General features: G+C 72.6%; 12 protein-coding genes. 8 read left to right on the top strand and 4 right to left on the bottom strand.

Annotated elements, in window-relative coordinates; translation table 11 throughout:
- Nucleotides 1-600, top strand: a 600-nt coding sequence (locus AB0J39_RS31905) for a LysR family substrate-binding domain-containing protein (protein ID WP_363471573.1), incomplete at its 5' end; no start/stop codon positions are given.
- Here the strand turns inward: AB0J39_RS31905 and AB0J39_RS31910 are convergent.
- Nucleotides 589-1,137 carry a DUF4245 domain-containing protein gene (locus AB0J39_RS31910; RefSeq protein WP_363471574.1) on the bottom strand — a complete coding sequence of 183 codons (549 nt, stop codon included), beginning with the start codon at nucleotides 1,135-1,137 and terminating at the stop codon, nucleotides 589-591. The genes AB0J39_RS31905 and AB0J39_RS31910 overlap by 12 nt on opposite strands.
- 46 nt (nucleotides 1,138-1,183) lie before the next feature.
- Nucleotides 1,184-1,777, bottom strand: a complete 594-nt coding sequence (locus AB0J39_RS31915) for a TetR/AcrR family transcriptional regulator (RefSeq protein WP_363471576.1) — start codon at nucleotides 1,775-1,777, stop codon at nucleotides 1,184-1,186.
- A 147-nt stretch (nucleotides 1,778-1,924) separates the two neighbouring features.
- Between AB0J39_RS31915 and glpX the strand changes: the two genes are divergently transcribed.
- The gene (gene glpX / locus AB0J39_RS31920) at nucleotides 1,925-2,953 is read left to right on the top strand and encodes a class II fructose-bisphosphatase (RefSeq protein WP_363471578.1); all 1,029 of its coding nucleotides are present in this window, start codon (nucleotides 1,925-1,927) and stop codon (nucleotides 2,951-2,953) included.
- On the opposite strand, the gene AB0J39_RS31925 is transcribed toward glpX, so the two are convergent.
- Nucleotides 2,950-3,597, bottom strand: coding sequence for a DUF1707 domain-containing protein (locus AB0J39_RS31925; protein ID WP_363471580.1), 648 nt, complete (start codon nucleotides 3,595-3,597; stop codon nucleotides 2,950-2,952). The genes glpX and AB0J39_RS31925 overlap by 4 nt on opposite strands.
- 109 nt (nucleotides 3,598-3,706) lie before the next feature.
- Here AB0J39_RS31925 and AB0J39_RS31930 point away from each other — a divergent pair, with 109 nt between their 5' ends.
- Together AB0J39_RS31930 and AB0J39_RS31935 are read left to right on the top strand one after the other, a co-directional pair.
- On the top strand, nucleotides 3,707-6,088 hold the full coding sequence (locus AB0J39_RS31930) for a LuxR C-terminal-related transcriptional regulator (protein WP_363471582.1): 2,382 nt from the start codon (nucleotides 3,707-3,709) through the stop codon (nucleotides 6,086-6,088).
- Nucleotides 6,089-6,188: 100 nt separating this feature from the next.
- Nucleotides 6,189-7,406, top strand: a complete 1,218-nt coding sequence (locus AB0J39_RS31935; RefSeq protein WP_363471584.1) for an MFS transporter — start codon at nucleotides 6,189-6,191, stop codon at nucleotides 7,404-7,406.
- Here AB0J39_RS31935 and AB0J39_RS31940 read toward each other — a convergent pair.
- Nucleotides 7,396-8,763, bottom strand: coding sequence for a PLP-dependent aminotransferase family protein (locus AB0J39_RS31940; protein WP_363471586.1), 1,368 nt, complete (start codon nucleotides 8,761-8,763; stop codon nucleotides 7,396-7,398). The two genes, AB0J39_RS31935 and AB0J39_RS31940, sit on opposite strands and share 11 nt — an antisense overlap.
- Nucleotides 8,764-8,830: 67 nt before the next feature.
- On the opposite strand from AB0J39_RS31940, the gene AB0J39_RS31945 reads away from it, so the two are divergent.
- The 4 genes from AB0J39_RS31945 to AB0J39_RS31960 form a co-directional block, all read left to right on the top strand.
- Nucleotides 8,831-9,724, top strand: a complete 894-nt coding sequence (locus tag AB0J39_RS31945; protein WP_363471588.1) for a DMT family transporter — start codon at nucleotides 8,831-8,833, stop codon at nucleotides 9,722-9,724.
- 368 nt (nucleotides 9,725-10,092) lie between these two features.
- On the top strand, nucleotides 10,093-11,745 hold the full coding sequence (locus tag AB0J39_RS31950) for a fumarate hydratase (protein WP_363471590.1): 1,653 nt from the start codon (nucleotides 10,093-10,095) through the stop codon (nucleotides 11,743-11,745).
- Nucleotides 11,746-11,844: 99 nt separating this feature from the next.
- Nucleotides 11,845-13,320, top strand: coding sequence for a serine/threonine-protein kinase (locus tag AB0J39_RS31955; RefSeq protein ID WP_363471592.1), 1,476 nt, complete (start codon nucleotides 11,845-11,847; stop codon nucleotides 13,318-13,320).
- 42 nt (nucleotides 13,321-13,362) lie between these two features.
- Nucleotides 13,363-14,296, top strand: a 934-nt coding sequence (locus tag AB0J39_RS31960; RefSeq protein ID WP_363471594.1) for a serine/threonine-protein kinase, incomplete at its 3' end; no start/stop codon positions are given.

The raw sequence follows: 14,296 nt of genomic DNA on the forward strand, positions 1-14,296 counted from the left end.
GCCGCCTCCACCGCCCTGACCGTCCTGCCCGGACTGCTGCGTGCGTTCCGGCGGCGTTACCCCGACGTCCGCCTGGACATCCACGAGATGACCACCGCGCCGCAGATCACCGCACTGCGCGACAAGACCATCGATGTCGGCCTGCTGCGCGAGCCCCCCGCGGACGAGCCCGGCCTGAACTTCCGGACGGTGCTCACCGAGCCCTTCGTGGCCGTGCTGCCGTCCGCGCACCCGCTGGCCGCCCAGCGGTCCGTACGGCTCGCGCAGCTGGCGGGCTCGCCCTTCGTGCTTCTGCCCCGCGCGGCGGGGCCGGGACTGCACGACCAGATCGTCGGCCTGTGCGCGGCGGCGGGCTTCACACCGCGGGTCGCGCAGCGCGCGGTGGAATGGCAGACGGTGTGCGCCCTCGTGGAAGCCGGCCTTGGCGTCGGCCTGGCCCCGGCGAGCATCCGGCGCGTCCGCCTCAAGGGGGTGGCCTTCCGCACGGTCGAGTCCGGCGCGCGTACCCGGGTCGCCGTCGGCTGGCACGAGGACGACCGGAGCCCGCTGGTCGCGAATCTGCTGGCGGCCGTCAGCCCGGCTCCCGGATCAGCCCGCTGACGGCGCCGGAGAGGGTTTGGCCTGGGGGGCGAGGGTCCGGACGAGGGCGGTCAGCTCGTCCCAGTCGGCCGATCCGGTGACGACCACCGCGTGGTCGGGGAAGACGCGGACCAGCGTCCGCTGGTTCTTGTCCTGGCGGAACCGCTCCTCCCAGGTCACGCCGTCGATCTGACGGCTTCCGCCGGGCTTGTCGGTGTTGGCCATGCGGTTGACGAAGTCCGCGGACGGCCGCTCGTCGCTCTGCGCGAGCATGGCGTGCTGCCGCTTGGCGGTCGCGAACCCCAGCCGCCACGTCACGACGCCGTTCTTCTGGGTCAGGGAGGAGCTGTTGGGCACCCAGTTGTCCGGGACCCGGTTCGGGGCGACGACCTCGTACGGCGCGGTGCGCGCCGCGTTGACCTGGTCGATCGAGAAGTCCACCCGCGGGATGTGCTCGGTTCGGCTCTGCGGCGTGATGAGCAGGAACACGCCGACGCCGGCGAGGCAGACGAAGAGCGCGAACGCGTAACCGTACAGTCCTTGGGTGAATCGTCCCACGTGACGCGAGCCTAGCCGGTGGAGCGGGCGGTGGCCGTACCGGCCGTCACGGATGCCGAATAACGCCGATGATGCGAAGAGCGTCCTCGGCCATCCTGCGGGCCGCCTCCGGATCGTCGGACAGCGTCACCTCCTGTACGACGGCCGCCAGGGCGCCGGTGACGACGACGACCAGCGCGTCCTCGTGCTCGAACAGCGCCGCGGTGCGCCTGGCCCACTGCCGGAGCCGGTCGCGCATGATGACCTCGAACCCGGGCGGGGCGTCGCCGCGCAGGAAGAGCGCGGCGAGGTCGCGCTCGGCGAGACAGCCCTCCAGGTAGGCCCGCGCCGCGGCGAGGAACTGGGGCATCGGGTCGGTCTCCCCGGCCGCCCGGGCCTCCTGCACGGCCTGCCGGGTGCGCTGGGCCTGCCGCTTCTGGAACTCCTCGAACAGCGTCAGGTAGAGATCGGCCTTGCCGGAGAAGTGGTGGTAGAGGCTGCCGACGCTGGCGCCGGCCCGGGCCACGACGTCGGTGACGCCCGCCTCGGCGAAGCCGCTCGTGATGAACGTCTCCTTCGCGGCCTCCAGGAGGGCTCCCCGGGTCGCCGCGCCCCGCTCCGACGTGCGCATCGTCACTGGTCGTTCGGTGTCGCTGCTCATGCGGCGACGATATCCCCGAGCCGTCCGTCCCGGGGGTCCGCGCCCGCAAATGGCCTCCTACCTGGCCCAACAGGTCCAGACCAATCGGACAAGAACGGCTGTCGCGAACTACGATCGCTGGAATGGCACCTACCTAAAAGGGGATCAATGGCTGATCACGTACCGGCCGCTCTGGCGACGGGGGAACACGCACCCGACCGCAATCTGGCTCTGGAACTGGTCAGGGTGACCGAGGCGGCGGCGATGGCGGCCGCGCGCTGGGTGGGACGGGGAGACAAGAACGGGGCGGACGGCGCCGCCGTGAACGCCATGCGCCAACTGATCAACACGGTCTCGATGAAGGGCGTCGTGGTGATCGGCGAGGGCGAGAAGGACAACGCCCCGATGCTGTTCAACGGCGAGGAGGTCGGCGACGGGACCGGCCCCGAGTGCGACGTCGCCGTGGACCCGATCGACGGCACCCGGTTGTGCGCGCTCGGCATGAACAACGCGATCTCCGTGATCGCGGTCGGCGAGCGCGGCTCGATGTACGACCCGTCCGCGGTCTTCTACATGGAGAAGCTGGTCACGGGCCCGCAGGCGGCCGAGCATGTGGACATCAACGCCCCGGTGGGCGACAACATCCGCGCCGTGGCGCGGGCCAAGGGCGCCAAGCCGTCCGACGTCACCGTGGTGATCCTGGACCGGCCGCGGCACGAGCGGATCGTCAAGGAGATCCGGGAGACCGGCGCGCGGATCCGTTTCATCACCGACGGCGACGTGGCCGGTGCGATCATGGCGGCGCGCAGCGGCACCGGCGTCGACCTGATGCTCGGCATCGGCGGCACACCCGAGGGCATCGTCGCCGCCTGCGCCCTCAAGTGCATGGGCGGCGTCATCCAGGGCAAGCTGTGGCCGCGCGACGAGGAGGAGCGCCGCAAGGCCCTCGACGCCGGCCTCGACCTCGACCAGGTGCTCACCACCGACGACCTCGTACGCTCCGACGACGTGTTCTTCGCCGCCACGGGCATCACGGACGGCGAGCTGGGACACGGCGTGCGGTTCCAGGGCGGCGCGGCGGTGACGCACTCCCTCGTCATGCGGGGGCGGTCGGGCACGATCCGCAAGATCGAGAGCGAGCACCAGCTCTGGAAGCTCGGCGCCTACAGCGCCATCAACTTCGACACGGCCGTCTAACGGCCGAACAGGCGGCGACGGGGACGCTTCGGCGAGCGGGCGACGACCTTGCCGCCGAAGACGAACCCGGCGAGTTCGATCACGGGCGCGTCCGGCGCGAAGTCGGTCGCGCCCGGCGGAAGCCGTACCTCGTTCCTGAACGACCGGACGCGGGCGTCCGGGGCGGTCACGATCCGCACGCCCTCGGGGACCGTCAGGTTGACCGTGCCGGCCATGACGGCGAGCTGGACCACCACGTGCCGCGACTGGAGCAGCGCCTCGCACAGGTCCATCGACACCGTGCCACCCAGGGACGTCACCGGCACCTGGGAGGGCACGACCCACCGGCCGCCGCGGGTCTCGGTGCGGAAGAAGGCGGTGACGGGACGGCTGTCCATGCGGAACGGCTGGCTCTCCGGCGGCAGCAGGTCGACGGTCAGCTCGGCCAGCTCGCCGAGAGTCCGCGCGGCCCACACGCGCTCGATCCGTTCCTCGTGCTCCACGAGGGTGAGCCGCCCGTCGGTGACGGCGTCCGCGAGCACCGCGACGATCCGCTCCCGATCGGCGTCGGACGCCCGTAGCAGGGAAGGGTCCGGAGTGTCGGCGGTGCGCGGCGAGAGGAAGGCGGAGATCCACTTCACGGCTGAGGACTCGCTGCTGCTCACACCATCGAGAGTAAGCGGTCTTCGCGCGGCGGTCACCACGCGACGCGGCGTCGGGTGCCCACCAGGGGCGACGTTGACCGGGGACTTCGTGGCCGCTTAGCGTGAGGAGGTGGTCGCGGGGGTGGTGACACGGCAGGTCGGCAACCTTCCGGCCGACCTGACGAGCTTCGTCGGCCGCAGACGCGAGCTGGCCGAGATCAGACGGCTGCTTTCGGCGTCGCGCCTGGTGACCCTCACGGGAGTGGGCGGCGTCGGCAAGACCCGGCTGGCCCTGCGGGCGGCCGCCGAGCAGCGCCGCGCGTTCGACGGCGTCTGGCTGGTGGACCTGAGCACCGTCGGCGACCCCGGGCTCGTGGCGGAGACGGTGGCGGCGACCATGGGCGTGCGGGACGAGGCCGCGAACTGCCCGCTGAACGCGCTGGAGCGGGTGCTGGCCTCCCAGCGAACCCTGCTCGTGCTGGACAACTGCGAGCACCTGCGTGACGCCTGCGCCGTGCTCGCCGACCGGCTCCTGCGGTCGGCTCCCGAACTGCGCATCCTCGCGACGAGCCGGCAGTCGCTCGGCATCACCGGCGAGCACCGGATGAAGATCTCGCCGCTGCCCGTCCCGGAGCCGGACCGGCCGCTCGACCGCAGGTCGCTGGAGTTGTACGACGGGGTCAGCCTGCTGACGGAACGGGCGGCCGCGGTCCTGCCCGGTTTCACCGTCACCGAGGACAACCAGGCGGCCGTCGCCGAGCTGTGCCGCCAGCTCGACGGCATCCCCCTGGCCATCGAGCTGGCCGCGGTGCGGCTGCGGGCCCTGTCGGTGAAAGCGCTGGTCGAGCGCCTGCGCGACCGTTACCGCCTGCTCACCGGAGGCAGCAGTACGGCGGTGCCGCGGCAGCAGACCCTGCACGCGCTGGTCGACTGGAGCTTCCAGCTGCTGCCCGCCGCCGAGCGGACGCTGTGGACCCGGCTGTCGATCTTCCCCTCGCACTTCGACCTGGACGCCGTCGAGGCGGTGTGCACCGGCGACGGCATCGAACGCGACGACGTGCTCGACCTGCTCGACGCGCTGCTGGACAAGTCGCTGCTGCTACGTGAGGAGCACGCGGGCTCGGTCCGCTACCGCATGCTGGACACCCTGCGCGAGTTCGGCCGCAAGCGTCTCGGCGGGCCCGCGGAGCGCCGGTCGCTCCAGCGGCGGCACCGGGACCTGTATCTCCTGCTGGCGCGGCGGGCGGCCGACGAGTGGTTCGGCCCCGACCAGGTCTCCTGGTTGAGGCGGCTCGACCTGGAGCAGGCGAACCTGCGCGCCGCGATGGACTTCTGCCTGCAGGAGCCCGGCGAGGCGGAGAGCGGGCTGCGCATGGCGCTTCACCTGACCTACCCCTGCTGGCTGGCCAACGCGTACTACAACGAGGGCCGCCACTGGCTGGACCGCACGCTGTGGGCGGCGCCCGCGCCCACCGTCCTGCGGGCGCGGGCGCTGTGCGCCGACGCGGAACTGGTGCTCACGCAGGGCGACACCGCCAGGGGCCGGCTCCTGCTGGCCGAGAGCCGCGCGCTCGCCGAGAGGCTGGGCGACCCGGAGGCACTCGCCCAGACGTCCCTCGTCGCCGGGCTGGCGGAGCACTACGCCGGCGACTACGCGAGGGCGGCCGAACTGCTGGAACAGGCCGTCGAGGAGGAAGAGGCCGTCGGCAACCTGAGCGGCCGGCTGATCGCCCTGATCACGCTGGCGGCCGGCGTCGGCTACCTCGGCGACCGGGCCCGCGCCACGGAGCTGTTCCAGCGCGCGCTCGCGCTGACCGAGGCCCACGGTGAATGCTCCGGCCGGGCCTGGGTCTTCACGATCTTCGCCGTTTATCTGTGGCAGGGAGGGGACGACGACCGCGCGCTGGCGATGGCGCGCGAAGCCCTCCTGCTCGGCCGCGACCTCGGCGACCGGATGAACATCGCGACGAATCTGGGGATCCTCGCCTGGGTGCAGGCCGGCAGAGGCCGCCACGCCCATGCCGCCCGGCTGCTCGCGGCCTCGGAGGAGATCGGCCGCAGGGTCGGACTGGTGCCCAGCCGCGACAAGCGGTTCGCCGAGTTCCACGAGCGGTGCCTGGACGAACTCCGTACGAATCTGGGCGACCGGGGCCTGAGCCGCGAGACCCGCAAAGGGCAGCGGCTGACGCCGGACGAGGTGATCGAAGAGGCGCTCGGCGACCGGGCCGAGGGCGGGCCCGCGCACCCGGACGAAACGGCCGCAGGGGCCGGACCCGCGAGGCCCGAGACGGTGGTCCCCTCGGCCGAGCCGTCCCCGCTCACCCGGCGGGAACGGGAGATCGCCGATCTGGTCGCCCAGGGACGCAGCAACAAGGAGATCGCCTCGGCCCTCGTCATCTCGCAACGCACGGTGGAGGGCCACGTCGAGCACATCCTGGACAAGCTCGGCTTCGCCTCGCGGGCCCAGGTCGCCGCCTGGGTGGCGGCACGCGAAGCAGGCGGCAGGCCCTGACCGGCGTACCCCATTGACCGGGCGGGTGGCTGCTCCTACGCTGGCCAAAACTTGAACCCCCCTCATGTTCCGGAGGCCCGCGGTGTCAGCAGAGGGCACGGTGTCCACTCCTCGGCCCACTCCTCGCGACAGGCAGGCCCGGCTCGCCACGTTCGCGGTGTTCTTCGTCCAGGGCCTCACCTTCGCCACGCTGCTCACCCAGGTGGCGGCGTTGCAGAAGAAGCACGGCCTGACGGACGGCGAGCTGACCATCCTGCTCCTGGTGGTCCCGGTCATCGCGGGGGCCGGGAGCGCGCTCGCCGGCGCCGCCGCGTCGCGGTGGGGCAGCCGGCTGATCCTGCGTCTGGTGCAGCCGCTCGCCTGCGCCGCCGTCGTGCTCGCGGGTCTCGCCACGAACATCCCCATGCTGGTCGCGGCCAACGTCCTGTTCGGCCTCGGCCTGGGCGGGGTGGACGCCGGCATGAACATGCAGGGCGTCGCGGTCGAGCGGGAGTACGGCCGGGCGGTGCTCACCGGGTTCCACGCGCTGTGGAGCGTCGCGGCGGTCATCGGGTCGCTGTGGGCCTCGGCGGCGGCCACGCTCGGCCTCGGCCTGCCCGTCACGTTCACGATCGCCCTCGTCCCGGCCGCCGCGCTCGCCGTCCTGTCCTCCCTCTGGCTCTACCGGCCGCAGGAGGAACACCGCGCGCCCGCCGTCCGCGACGAGCAAGCGGACGGCGGCAAGCCGGCCGGGGTCGCGTGGCGCCCGATCATCCCCCTCTGCCTCGCGATGGCGTTCCTCTACGTGGGCGACTCGTCGGTCTCCAACTTCGGGACCGTCTTCATGGACAAGGTCCTGCACGCCTCGGCGACCGTGATCCCGCTGGCTCTGGGGGCCTACCAGCTCACGACGTTCCTGGTGCGCGTCGGCGGCGACCTCGCGGTGCGCAGGTGGGGCCCGGCGGCGATCGTGCGCGCCGGGGGCGCCGTCGCGACGCTGGGCTTCGTCGCGATCGTGGCCGCGCCGTCCGTGCCGCTGGCGATCGCGGGCTTCGCCCTCACCGGGATCGGCCTGTCGGTCGTCGCCCCGCAGTCGTTCTCCGCGGCCGGCCGCCTCGACCCGGCGGGCACCGGCGTGGCGATCGCCCGGGTCAACATGTTCAACTACGTGGGCTTCATCGTGGGGGCAGCGCTCGTCGGAGGCGTCGCGGACGCCGCCGGCTTCCGCGTCGCCTTCGCCGCTCCGCTCGTGCTCGCCGCCGCGATCATCCTGCTCGCGCGCGGCTTCCAGCCCCGTACGGCCCGCCCGGCGCCCACGACGGCCCCCCTCACGTCCTAGCTGTAGCCGGGAGCGTGGCGGCGAGGGCGCGGACGGCCTCGGCCACCCGGTGGGCGGGCAGGCGGGCGAAGCCGATCACCAACCCCCGCGGCCCGTGGGCCGGCGTCACGACCTCGGCGGACAGGCCGGCGGCGCGGGCGGCCGCCACCAGGCCGGAGGGATCGCCGTCCGGCTCGGCGTACAGGTGCAGCCCCGCCGAGATGCCGTGCACCGCGACGCGGGGAAGGTGCTCGGCCAGGGCGCGGACCAGGGCGTCCCTGCGCCGCCGGTACTCGCGGCGCATGCGGCGCAGGTGCCGGTCGTACGCGCCGACGGCGATGAGGTGGGCGAACGCGTACTGGTCGATGACCGGCGAGCCGAGGTCGAACTCCCCGCGCGCGAGCCGTACGGCATGGGCGACACGCGGGGGCGCCGCGACCCAGCCGAGCCGCAGCCCCGGCGCGAGGGCCTTGCTCACGCTGCCCGAGAGCACGACCCGGTCGGGCGCGAGGCCCTGCAGGCACCCGACCGGGTCGCGGTCGAAGCGCAACTCGGCGTCGTAGTCGTCCTCGAGCACGAGGGCGCCCGTGCGGCCCGCCCAGTCGATCAGCGCGGCGCGGCGGGCCGGGGACAGGACGACGCCGGTCGGGTACTGGTGCGCCGGGGTCACCAGCACGGCGTCGGCGTCGCGGGGCCGGGCCCCGACGACGATCCCCTCCCGGTCGACGGGCACGGGCACGATGTCCGCTCCGGCCCGCCGCAGCAGCGGAAGCTGACGCGTGCTCGTCGGGTCCTCGACGGCCAGGACGATCCTGCGGCCCCGCTCCCGCACCAGCGCCTGCACGGCGAGGCTGAGCCCCTGGGCCACCCCGGTCACGATCACGACGTGGTCCGGGGGCGCGTCCGCCGCGCGCACCCGGCCGAGGTACGCGGCCAGTTCGCGGCGCAGGGTGGGCACCCCGCCCGGGTCGCCGTAGTCGAGCGCGTCGTTCGGCAGCGTGGCCAGGACGTGGCGGACGGCGGCGAGCCAGGCCTGCCGGGGGAAGGTGCCGAGGTCGGGCGAGGTGGGCCGATGACCGTAGTGGGGCCACCCCTCCCGATCCTCCGGAGTCCGCTCGGCGGCCTGCCGCCCCGCCCCCGCCGCGACCCGGGTGCCGGCGCCCGTCCTGGACTCGAGGACGCCCTCGGCCACCAGTTGCTCGTACGCCTCGACCACCACGCCGCGCGACAGGCCGAGATCACGGGCGAGATCGCGGGTGGCGGGCAGGCGGACGCCGGGGGCGAGCCGGCCGGACCGGACCGCCTCCCGCACCTCACGGGCGATCTGCGCGGCGAGTCCGCCCGCGGCCCTGTCGACCACAAGGTGAAGATCGGCCATTGGTCCACGATAACGCGCCATGATTGGACCGGTCGCGAGGACCAAAGCCTTCCTAGCATCGCCAGACATGAACACTCATGTCGCCGGCGCCGCCGGAGCGATGTTCCTCGTGGGGACGCTCGCGGCCGTCTCGGACGTCATCGCCGACTATCCCGTCTACGGCGGCCAGGCGCTCCGCTACGCCCTGGCCGCCGTGATCCTGCTCGCCGCCGCCCGGGTGCGCGGCCTCGGCCCGGTACGGCTGCGGCCACGCCAGTGGGGACTGCTCGGCGCGCTGTCGCTGACCGGGCTCGTGGTGTTCAACATCTGCGTCATCGAGGCGACCCGGGCGGCCGGGCCCGCGCTGCCCGGCATCGTCCTCGGCGCGGTGCCGCTGGCGCTCGCCCTCGTGGGGCCGGCCGCGACGGGCGGCCGTCCGTCGCCGCGCGTCGTGGCGGCGGGCCTGGTCGTGGCCGCCTGCGCGGTCCTGGCGACCGGCGCCGGCAGCGGGAACACGGCCGGGCTGTTGTGGTCCCTGGGCGCCCTGGCCTGCGAGCTCTGCTTCTCGCTGCTGGCTCTGCCGCTGCTGCCGCTGATCGGGCCCGTCAGGGTGTCGGCCTGGTCGGCCGCGCTCGCGGTGCCGTTCCTGCTGGTCGCCGGCGTCGCTTTGGACGGCCGTCAGGTGCTGCGCGTGCCGACCGCCGCGGAGGCGGCCGGTCTGGCCTACCTCGCCCTGGTGGTGACGACCGTGGCGTTCTTCCTGTGGTACCGCTCGCTGCCCCGGCTGGGCGCGGACCGGGCCGGGCTGTTCGCCGGGATGATCCCCGTGGGCGCGATCGCCACGGCGGCCCTCCTGGGCGTCGCCGTCCCCTCCGCTGCCGACCTGGCCGGAGCGGCCCTCGTGATCAGCGGGATCGCCCTCGGGCTCCGTTCGCCCTCGCCTGGTCCGCCGCTTCGGGTCGCGGCTCGCGAGATGCCCTGACCTGGTCCGCGGCCTCGCTCGGCGGCGGCCACTCACCGGAGGGCCGCCTCGCGCCGGGAGGGGTCCACCAGAGGATGTCGCCGTCCTTGACCTGCCGCAGCACGAGCGTGAGCAGCGACACCGCCAGGGCCACGAGGATGCCGATAGCGAATATGACCATGACCCATACTCCACCGTCCATGGCCCCTCCCCTCTCTATGTCTCAATTATCCCCCTTTGTGCTCGAATGGTCAGTATGAACTTATTCAAAAGCTACTCATAGCCCGGACATGATGACCACGGCCCGCGCGCCGTACGCTGTGCGAAGACCATGGGCGGCCCGCGGGGCGGGCGCGCCCGACCAGGCAGACCACGAGGAACCGAGGACGATGCCGGAGTTCGACTACACCGACCTGCTCCCGCTTGGACCGGACGAGACGGAATACCGCCTGATCACCACCGAGGGGGTGCGGGTCACCGAGGCGGCCGGGCGCAGGTTCCTCGAGGTCGAGCCCGAGGCCCTGCGGCTGCTCACCGAGACCGCGATCCACGACATCTCGCACTACCTGCGGGCGTCCCACCTCGCGCAGCTCCGCAAGATCGTCGACGACCCTGAGTCGAGCGGCAACGACCGCTTCGTCGCCCTCGACCTGCTCAAGAACGCGAGCATCTCGGCCGGCGGAGTGCTGCCGATGTGCCAGGACACCGGCACCGCGATCGTCATGGGCAAGCGCGGCCGCCATGTGCTCACCGACGGGCGCGACCCCGAGCACCTCAGCCGCGGCGTGTACGACGCCTACACCCGGCTCAACCTGCGCTACTCGCAGATGGCCCCGCTGACGATGTGGGACGAGAAGAACACCGGCTCCAACCTGCCGGCCCAGATCGAGCTGTACGCCGAGGACCCGAACGGCCACCCGGACGAGTACAAGTTCCTGTTCATGGCCAAGGGCGGCGGCTCGGCCAACAAGTCGTTCCTCTACCAGGAGACCAAGGCGGTGCTCAACGAGAAGCGCATGCTCGCCTTCCTGGAGGAGAAGATCCGCTCGCTCGGCACCGCCGCCTGCCCGCCGTACCACCTGGCGATCGTCGTGGGCGGCACCAGCGCGGAGTACGCCCTGAAGACGGCGAAGTACGCCTCGGCCCGCTACCTCGACTCCATCCCCACCGAGGGTTCGCCCAGCGGGCACGGCTTCCGCGACCTGGAGATGGAGAAGAAGGTCTTCGAGCTGACCCAGAAGCTGGGCATCGGCGCGCAGTTCGGCGGCAAGTACTTCTGCCACGACGTGCGGGTCATCCGGCTGCCGAGGCACGGCGCGTCCTGCCCGGTCGCCATCGCGGTGAGCTGCAGCGCGGACCGGCAGGCCCTGGCGAAGATCACCCCGGAGGGGGTCTTCCTCGAACAGCTGGAGACAGACCCCGCCCGGTTCCTCCCGGACACGACGGACGAGCACCTCGGCGGCGACGTGGTGAGCATCGACCTCAACCGCCCGATGCCGGAGATCCTCGCCGAGCTGAGCAGGCATCCGGTCAAGACCCGGCTGTCGCTCACCGGCCCCCTCGTCGTGGCCCGCGACATCGCCCACGCCAAGATCGCCGAACGGCTCGACGCCGGCGAGGACATGCCGCAGTACATGAAGGACCACGCCGTCTACTACGCCGGTCCTGCCAAGACCCCCGAGGGCTACGCGTCCGGCTCCTTCGGCCCCACCACGGCCGGGCGGATGGACTCGTACGTCGAGCGCTTCCAGGCGGCCGGCGGCTCGATGGTGATGCTGGCCAAGGGCAACCGGTCCAAGCAGGTGACGGACGCGTGCCAGAAGTACGGAGGCTTCTACCTCGGCTCCATCGGCGGCCCGGCCGCCCGGCTGGCCCAGGACTGCATCAAGAAGGTCGAGGTCCTGGAATATCCGGAGCTCGGCATGGAGGCGGTCTGGAAGATCGAGGTCGTGGACTTTCCCGCATTCATCGTCGTGGACGACAAGGGCGACGACTTTTTCACCGATACGACCGGCCCCGTCCTTACCATCGGACGACGCTGACCCTGCGGGGAGGTTGTCAGGATCTTTGACAGAAGATCTCAACAATTTCCCGGCATGGTCTCTACAGGTCGCACTACACAAATCGGTAAGCTGCCACTCATGCGTGCGCCGTCCGGATACCTGTTAGCCGCGCGCTATCGGCTGATCGAGCCGGTCGGGCGCGGCGGGATGGGCACTGTGTGGCGCGCGCGTGACGAGCTGCTCGACCGCGAGGTGGCTGTCAAGGAGGTGCGCCTCCCGCTGGTCCTGGACGAGGACCTGCGGGCGGAGCTGTGCGCGCGCACCGAACGCGAGGGCCGGGCGACCGCCATGGTCGCCCACCCCTCGGTCATCACGGTCTTCGACGTCATCACCGAGGACGACCGTCCCTGGATCGTGATGGAGCTGCTCAGGGCGCGCTCGCTGGAGGAGCTCATCCGCCAGGAGGGCCCGCTGCCGCCACGCCGGGTGGCCGACATCGGCAGGCAGGTGCTCGGCGCGCTGCGCGCCGTCCACGCCAAGGGCATCCTGCACCGCGACGTGAAGCCCAGCAACGTGCTGGTGACCGACGACGACCGGGCGGTGCTGACCGACTTCGGGCTGGCCGCCCTCGAGGGCGACGCCTCCATCACCCAGGCCGGGATCGTCCTCGGCTCCGCCGGGTACATCGCCCCGGAGCGCGTCCTCGGCGACAAGGCGAGCCCCGCGGCCGACCTGTGGTCGCTGGGCGCGACCCTCTACACCGCCGTCGAGGGCCGCGGCCTCCACGGCCGCCGGACGGCGGCGGCCGCGCTCGCGGCCCTGACCAGCGGTGCTCCCATCCCCATGGAGAAGGCAGGCCCGCTCGCCCCGGTCCTGCGCGGCCTGCTCCAGATCGACCCCGCGGCCAGGCTCGACGGCGTCCGCGCGGCCCACGCGCTGTCCAGGATCGCCGCCGGAGGCTCGGCCGAGGACCCCTACGCCTCCCCGCTGCGGGCCGGCCGGCCCACGCCGCCGCCGACCGCCCCGCAGCCCACGGCCCCCGAGACCCGCAAGCCGTCGCAGCGCAGCCAGCGGGGGCAGCACCGCGCCGAGTCGCGCCCCACGCCCAAGGTGACCCCGCGCGACCGCGACTCGGGACCCCACCGGCAGCCGGGTCCGTACGGCCAGCCGTACCGGCCGGCGGAGTACGGCCAGCCCCACCCGTACGACTCGTACGCCTCGGGACGCTACGACCTGTACGGCTCCCGTGGGCAGTCGGGACCGTACGACCTGTACGGCTCGCGCGGGCAGTCGGGGCCGTACGGGCAGTTCGGCCAGAGTGGCCAACTCCACCGGCACAGCGGCTCCTCCACCGGCTCCCACAGCGGCCCCTACAGCGGCTCCCACAGTGGCTCGTTCAGCGGCCCGCATCCGCAGTACGGGCAGTCCGGCCACCGCCACCGGGAGATGCCGGCCGTGCCGTCCCCGCGCCGGCGGCCGAGCGAGGGCCTGCACCGCAAGCCGTCGGAGCCCGCCCTCCACCACGTCGTGCGCATCCCGGTGATGCGGCACGTGGCGAAGATGATCAAGATCCTGCTGCCCCGCCGGTATTGGCCCAGAATCTTCATCAAGTAACCGGAAAGCGATTTTCAAGACGGAATCGCTATCTTTCTAACTATGCCGGAACAGCATTCGCCGCTGCTCGCCGACCGCTACGAGCTGCGCACCCGAATCGGCCGGGGCACCATGGGCACCGTCTGGCGTGCGTACGACCGGTCGCTGGGCCGGGAGATCGCGGTCAAGGAGATCCGCCAGGACCCCTCGCTCAGCCCGCGGCAACGTCAGGAGCTGCGCGAACGCATGATGCGCGAGGGTCGCATGGCCGCGCGCGTCAGCCATCCCTCAGTCGCCACCATCCACGACGTGATCGTGTCCGACGGCATCCCGTGGATCATCATGGAGCTCGTCGAAGGACGCCCACTGGAACAGGTGATCGACGAGGAGGGACCGTTGCCGCCGCGCCTGGTGGCGGAGATCGGCTACGACCTGCTCGGCGCGCTGCGCGCCGCGCACGCGCAGAACATCCTGCACCGTGACGTCAAGCCGGCGAACGTGCTGCTCACCGAGACGGGCAGGGTGGTGCTGACCGACTTCGGCATCGCCAAGGCCCTGGGCGACAACGCGCTCACCCAGACCGGCATGGTGATCGGCTCTCCGGGTTACACCGCCCCCGAGCGGGCCCGGGGCGAGTACACCGGCCCCGAGTCCGACCTGTGGTCGCTCGGCGCGACGCTGTACTTCGCCGTCGAGGGGCGGCCGGCGTACGAACGGGCGACCGTGGGCGAGACGCTGGCCGCGCTGATGACGGAGAAGGCCGACCCGCCCAGACAGGCCGGGCCGCTGCGGCAGGTCCTGGACGGGCTGCTGGAGAAGGACCACACCGCGCGCCTCACGCCCGAGCGCGCCGCCGCGATACTTCGGGTGATCGCCGACACCCCCACGGGTTCCATTCCCGCGGTGCCTCCGGCACCCCCCGCGCCGTCCCCCCGCCCCACACCCGCCGCGCCCGCCGCGCCGGTCGCGCCCGCCGCGCCCGCCGCGCAGGCCGGCC

The sequence above is a fragment of the Microbispora sp. NPDC049633 genome, from assembly GCF_040675265.1.
Taxonomy (GTDB): domain Bacteria; phylum Actinomycetota; class Actinomycetes; order Streptosporangiales; family Streptosporangiaceae; genus Microbispora; species Microbispora maris.

What these genes read in the sequence shown, in the direction of transcription:
- AB0J39_RS31940 (WP_363471586.1), bottom strand. Translation starts at nt 8,763, where the DNA reads ATGGCCGATCTTCACCTTGTGGTCGACAGGGCCGCGGGCGGACTCGCC.
- AB0J39_RS31950 (WP_363471590.1), top strand. Translation starts at nt 10,093, where the DNA reads ATGCCGGAGTTCGACTACACCGACCTGCTCCCGCTTGGACCGGACGAG.
- AB0J39_RS31915 (WP_363471576.1), bottom strand. Translation starts at nt 1,777, where the DNA reads ATGAGCAGCGACACCGAACGACCAGTGACGATGCGCACGTCGGAGCGG.
- AB0J39_RS31955 (WP_363471592.1), top strand. Translation starts at nt 11,845, where the DNA reads ATGCGTGCGCCGTCCGGATACCTGTTAGCCGCGCGCTATCGGCTGATC.
- AB0J39_RS31945 (WP_363471588.1), top strand. Translation starts at nt 8,831, where the DNA reads ATGAACACTCATGTCGCCGGCGCCGCCGGAGCGATGTTCCTCGTGGGG.
- glpX (WP_363471578.1), top strand. Translation starts at nt 1,925, where the DNA reads ATGGCTGATCACGTACCGGCCGCTCTGGCGACGGGGGAACACGCACCC.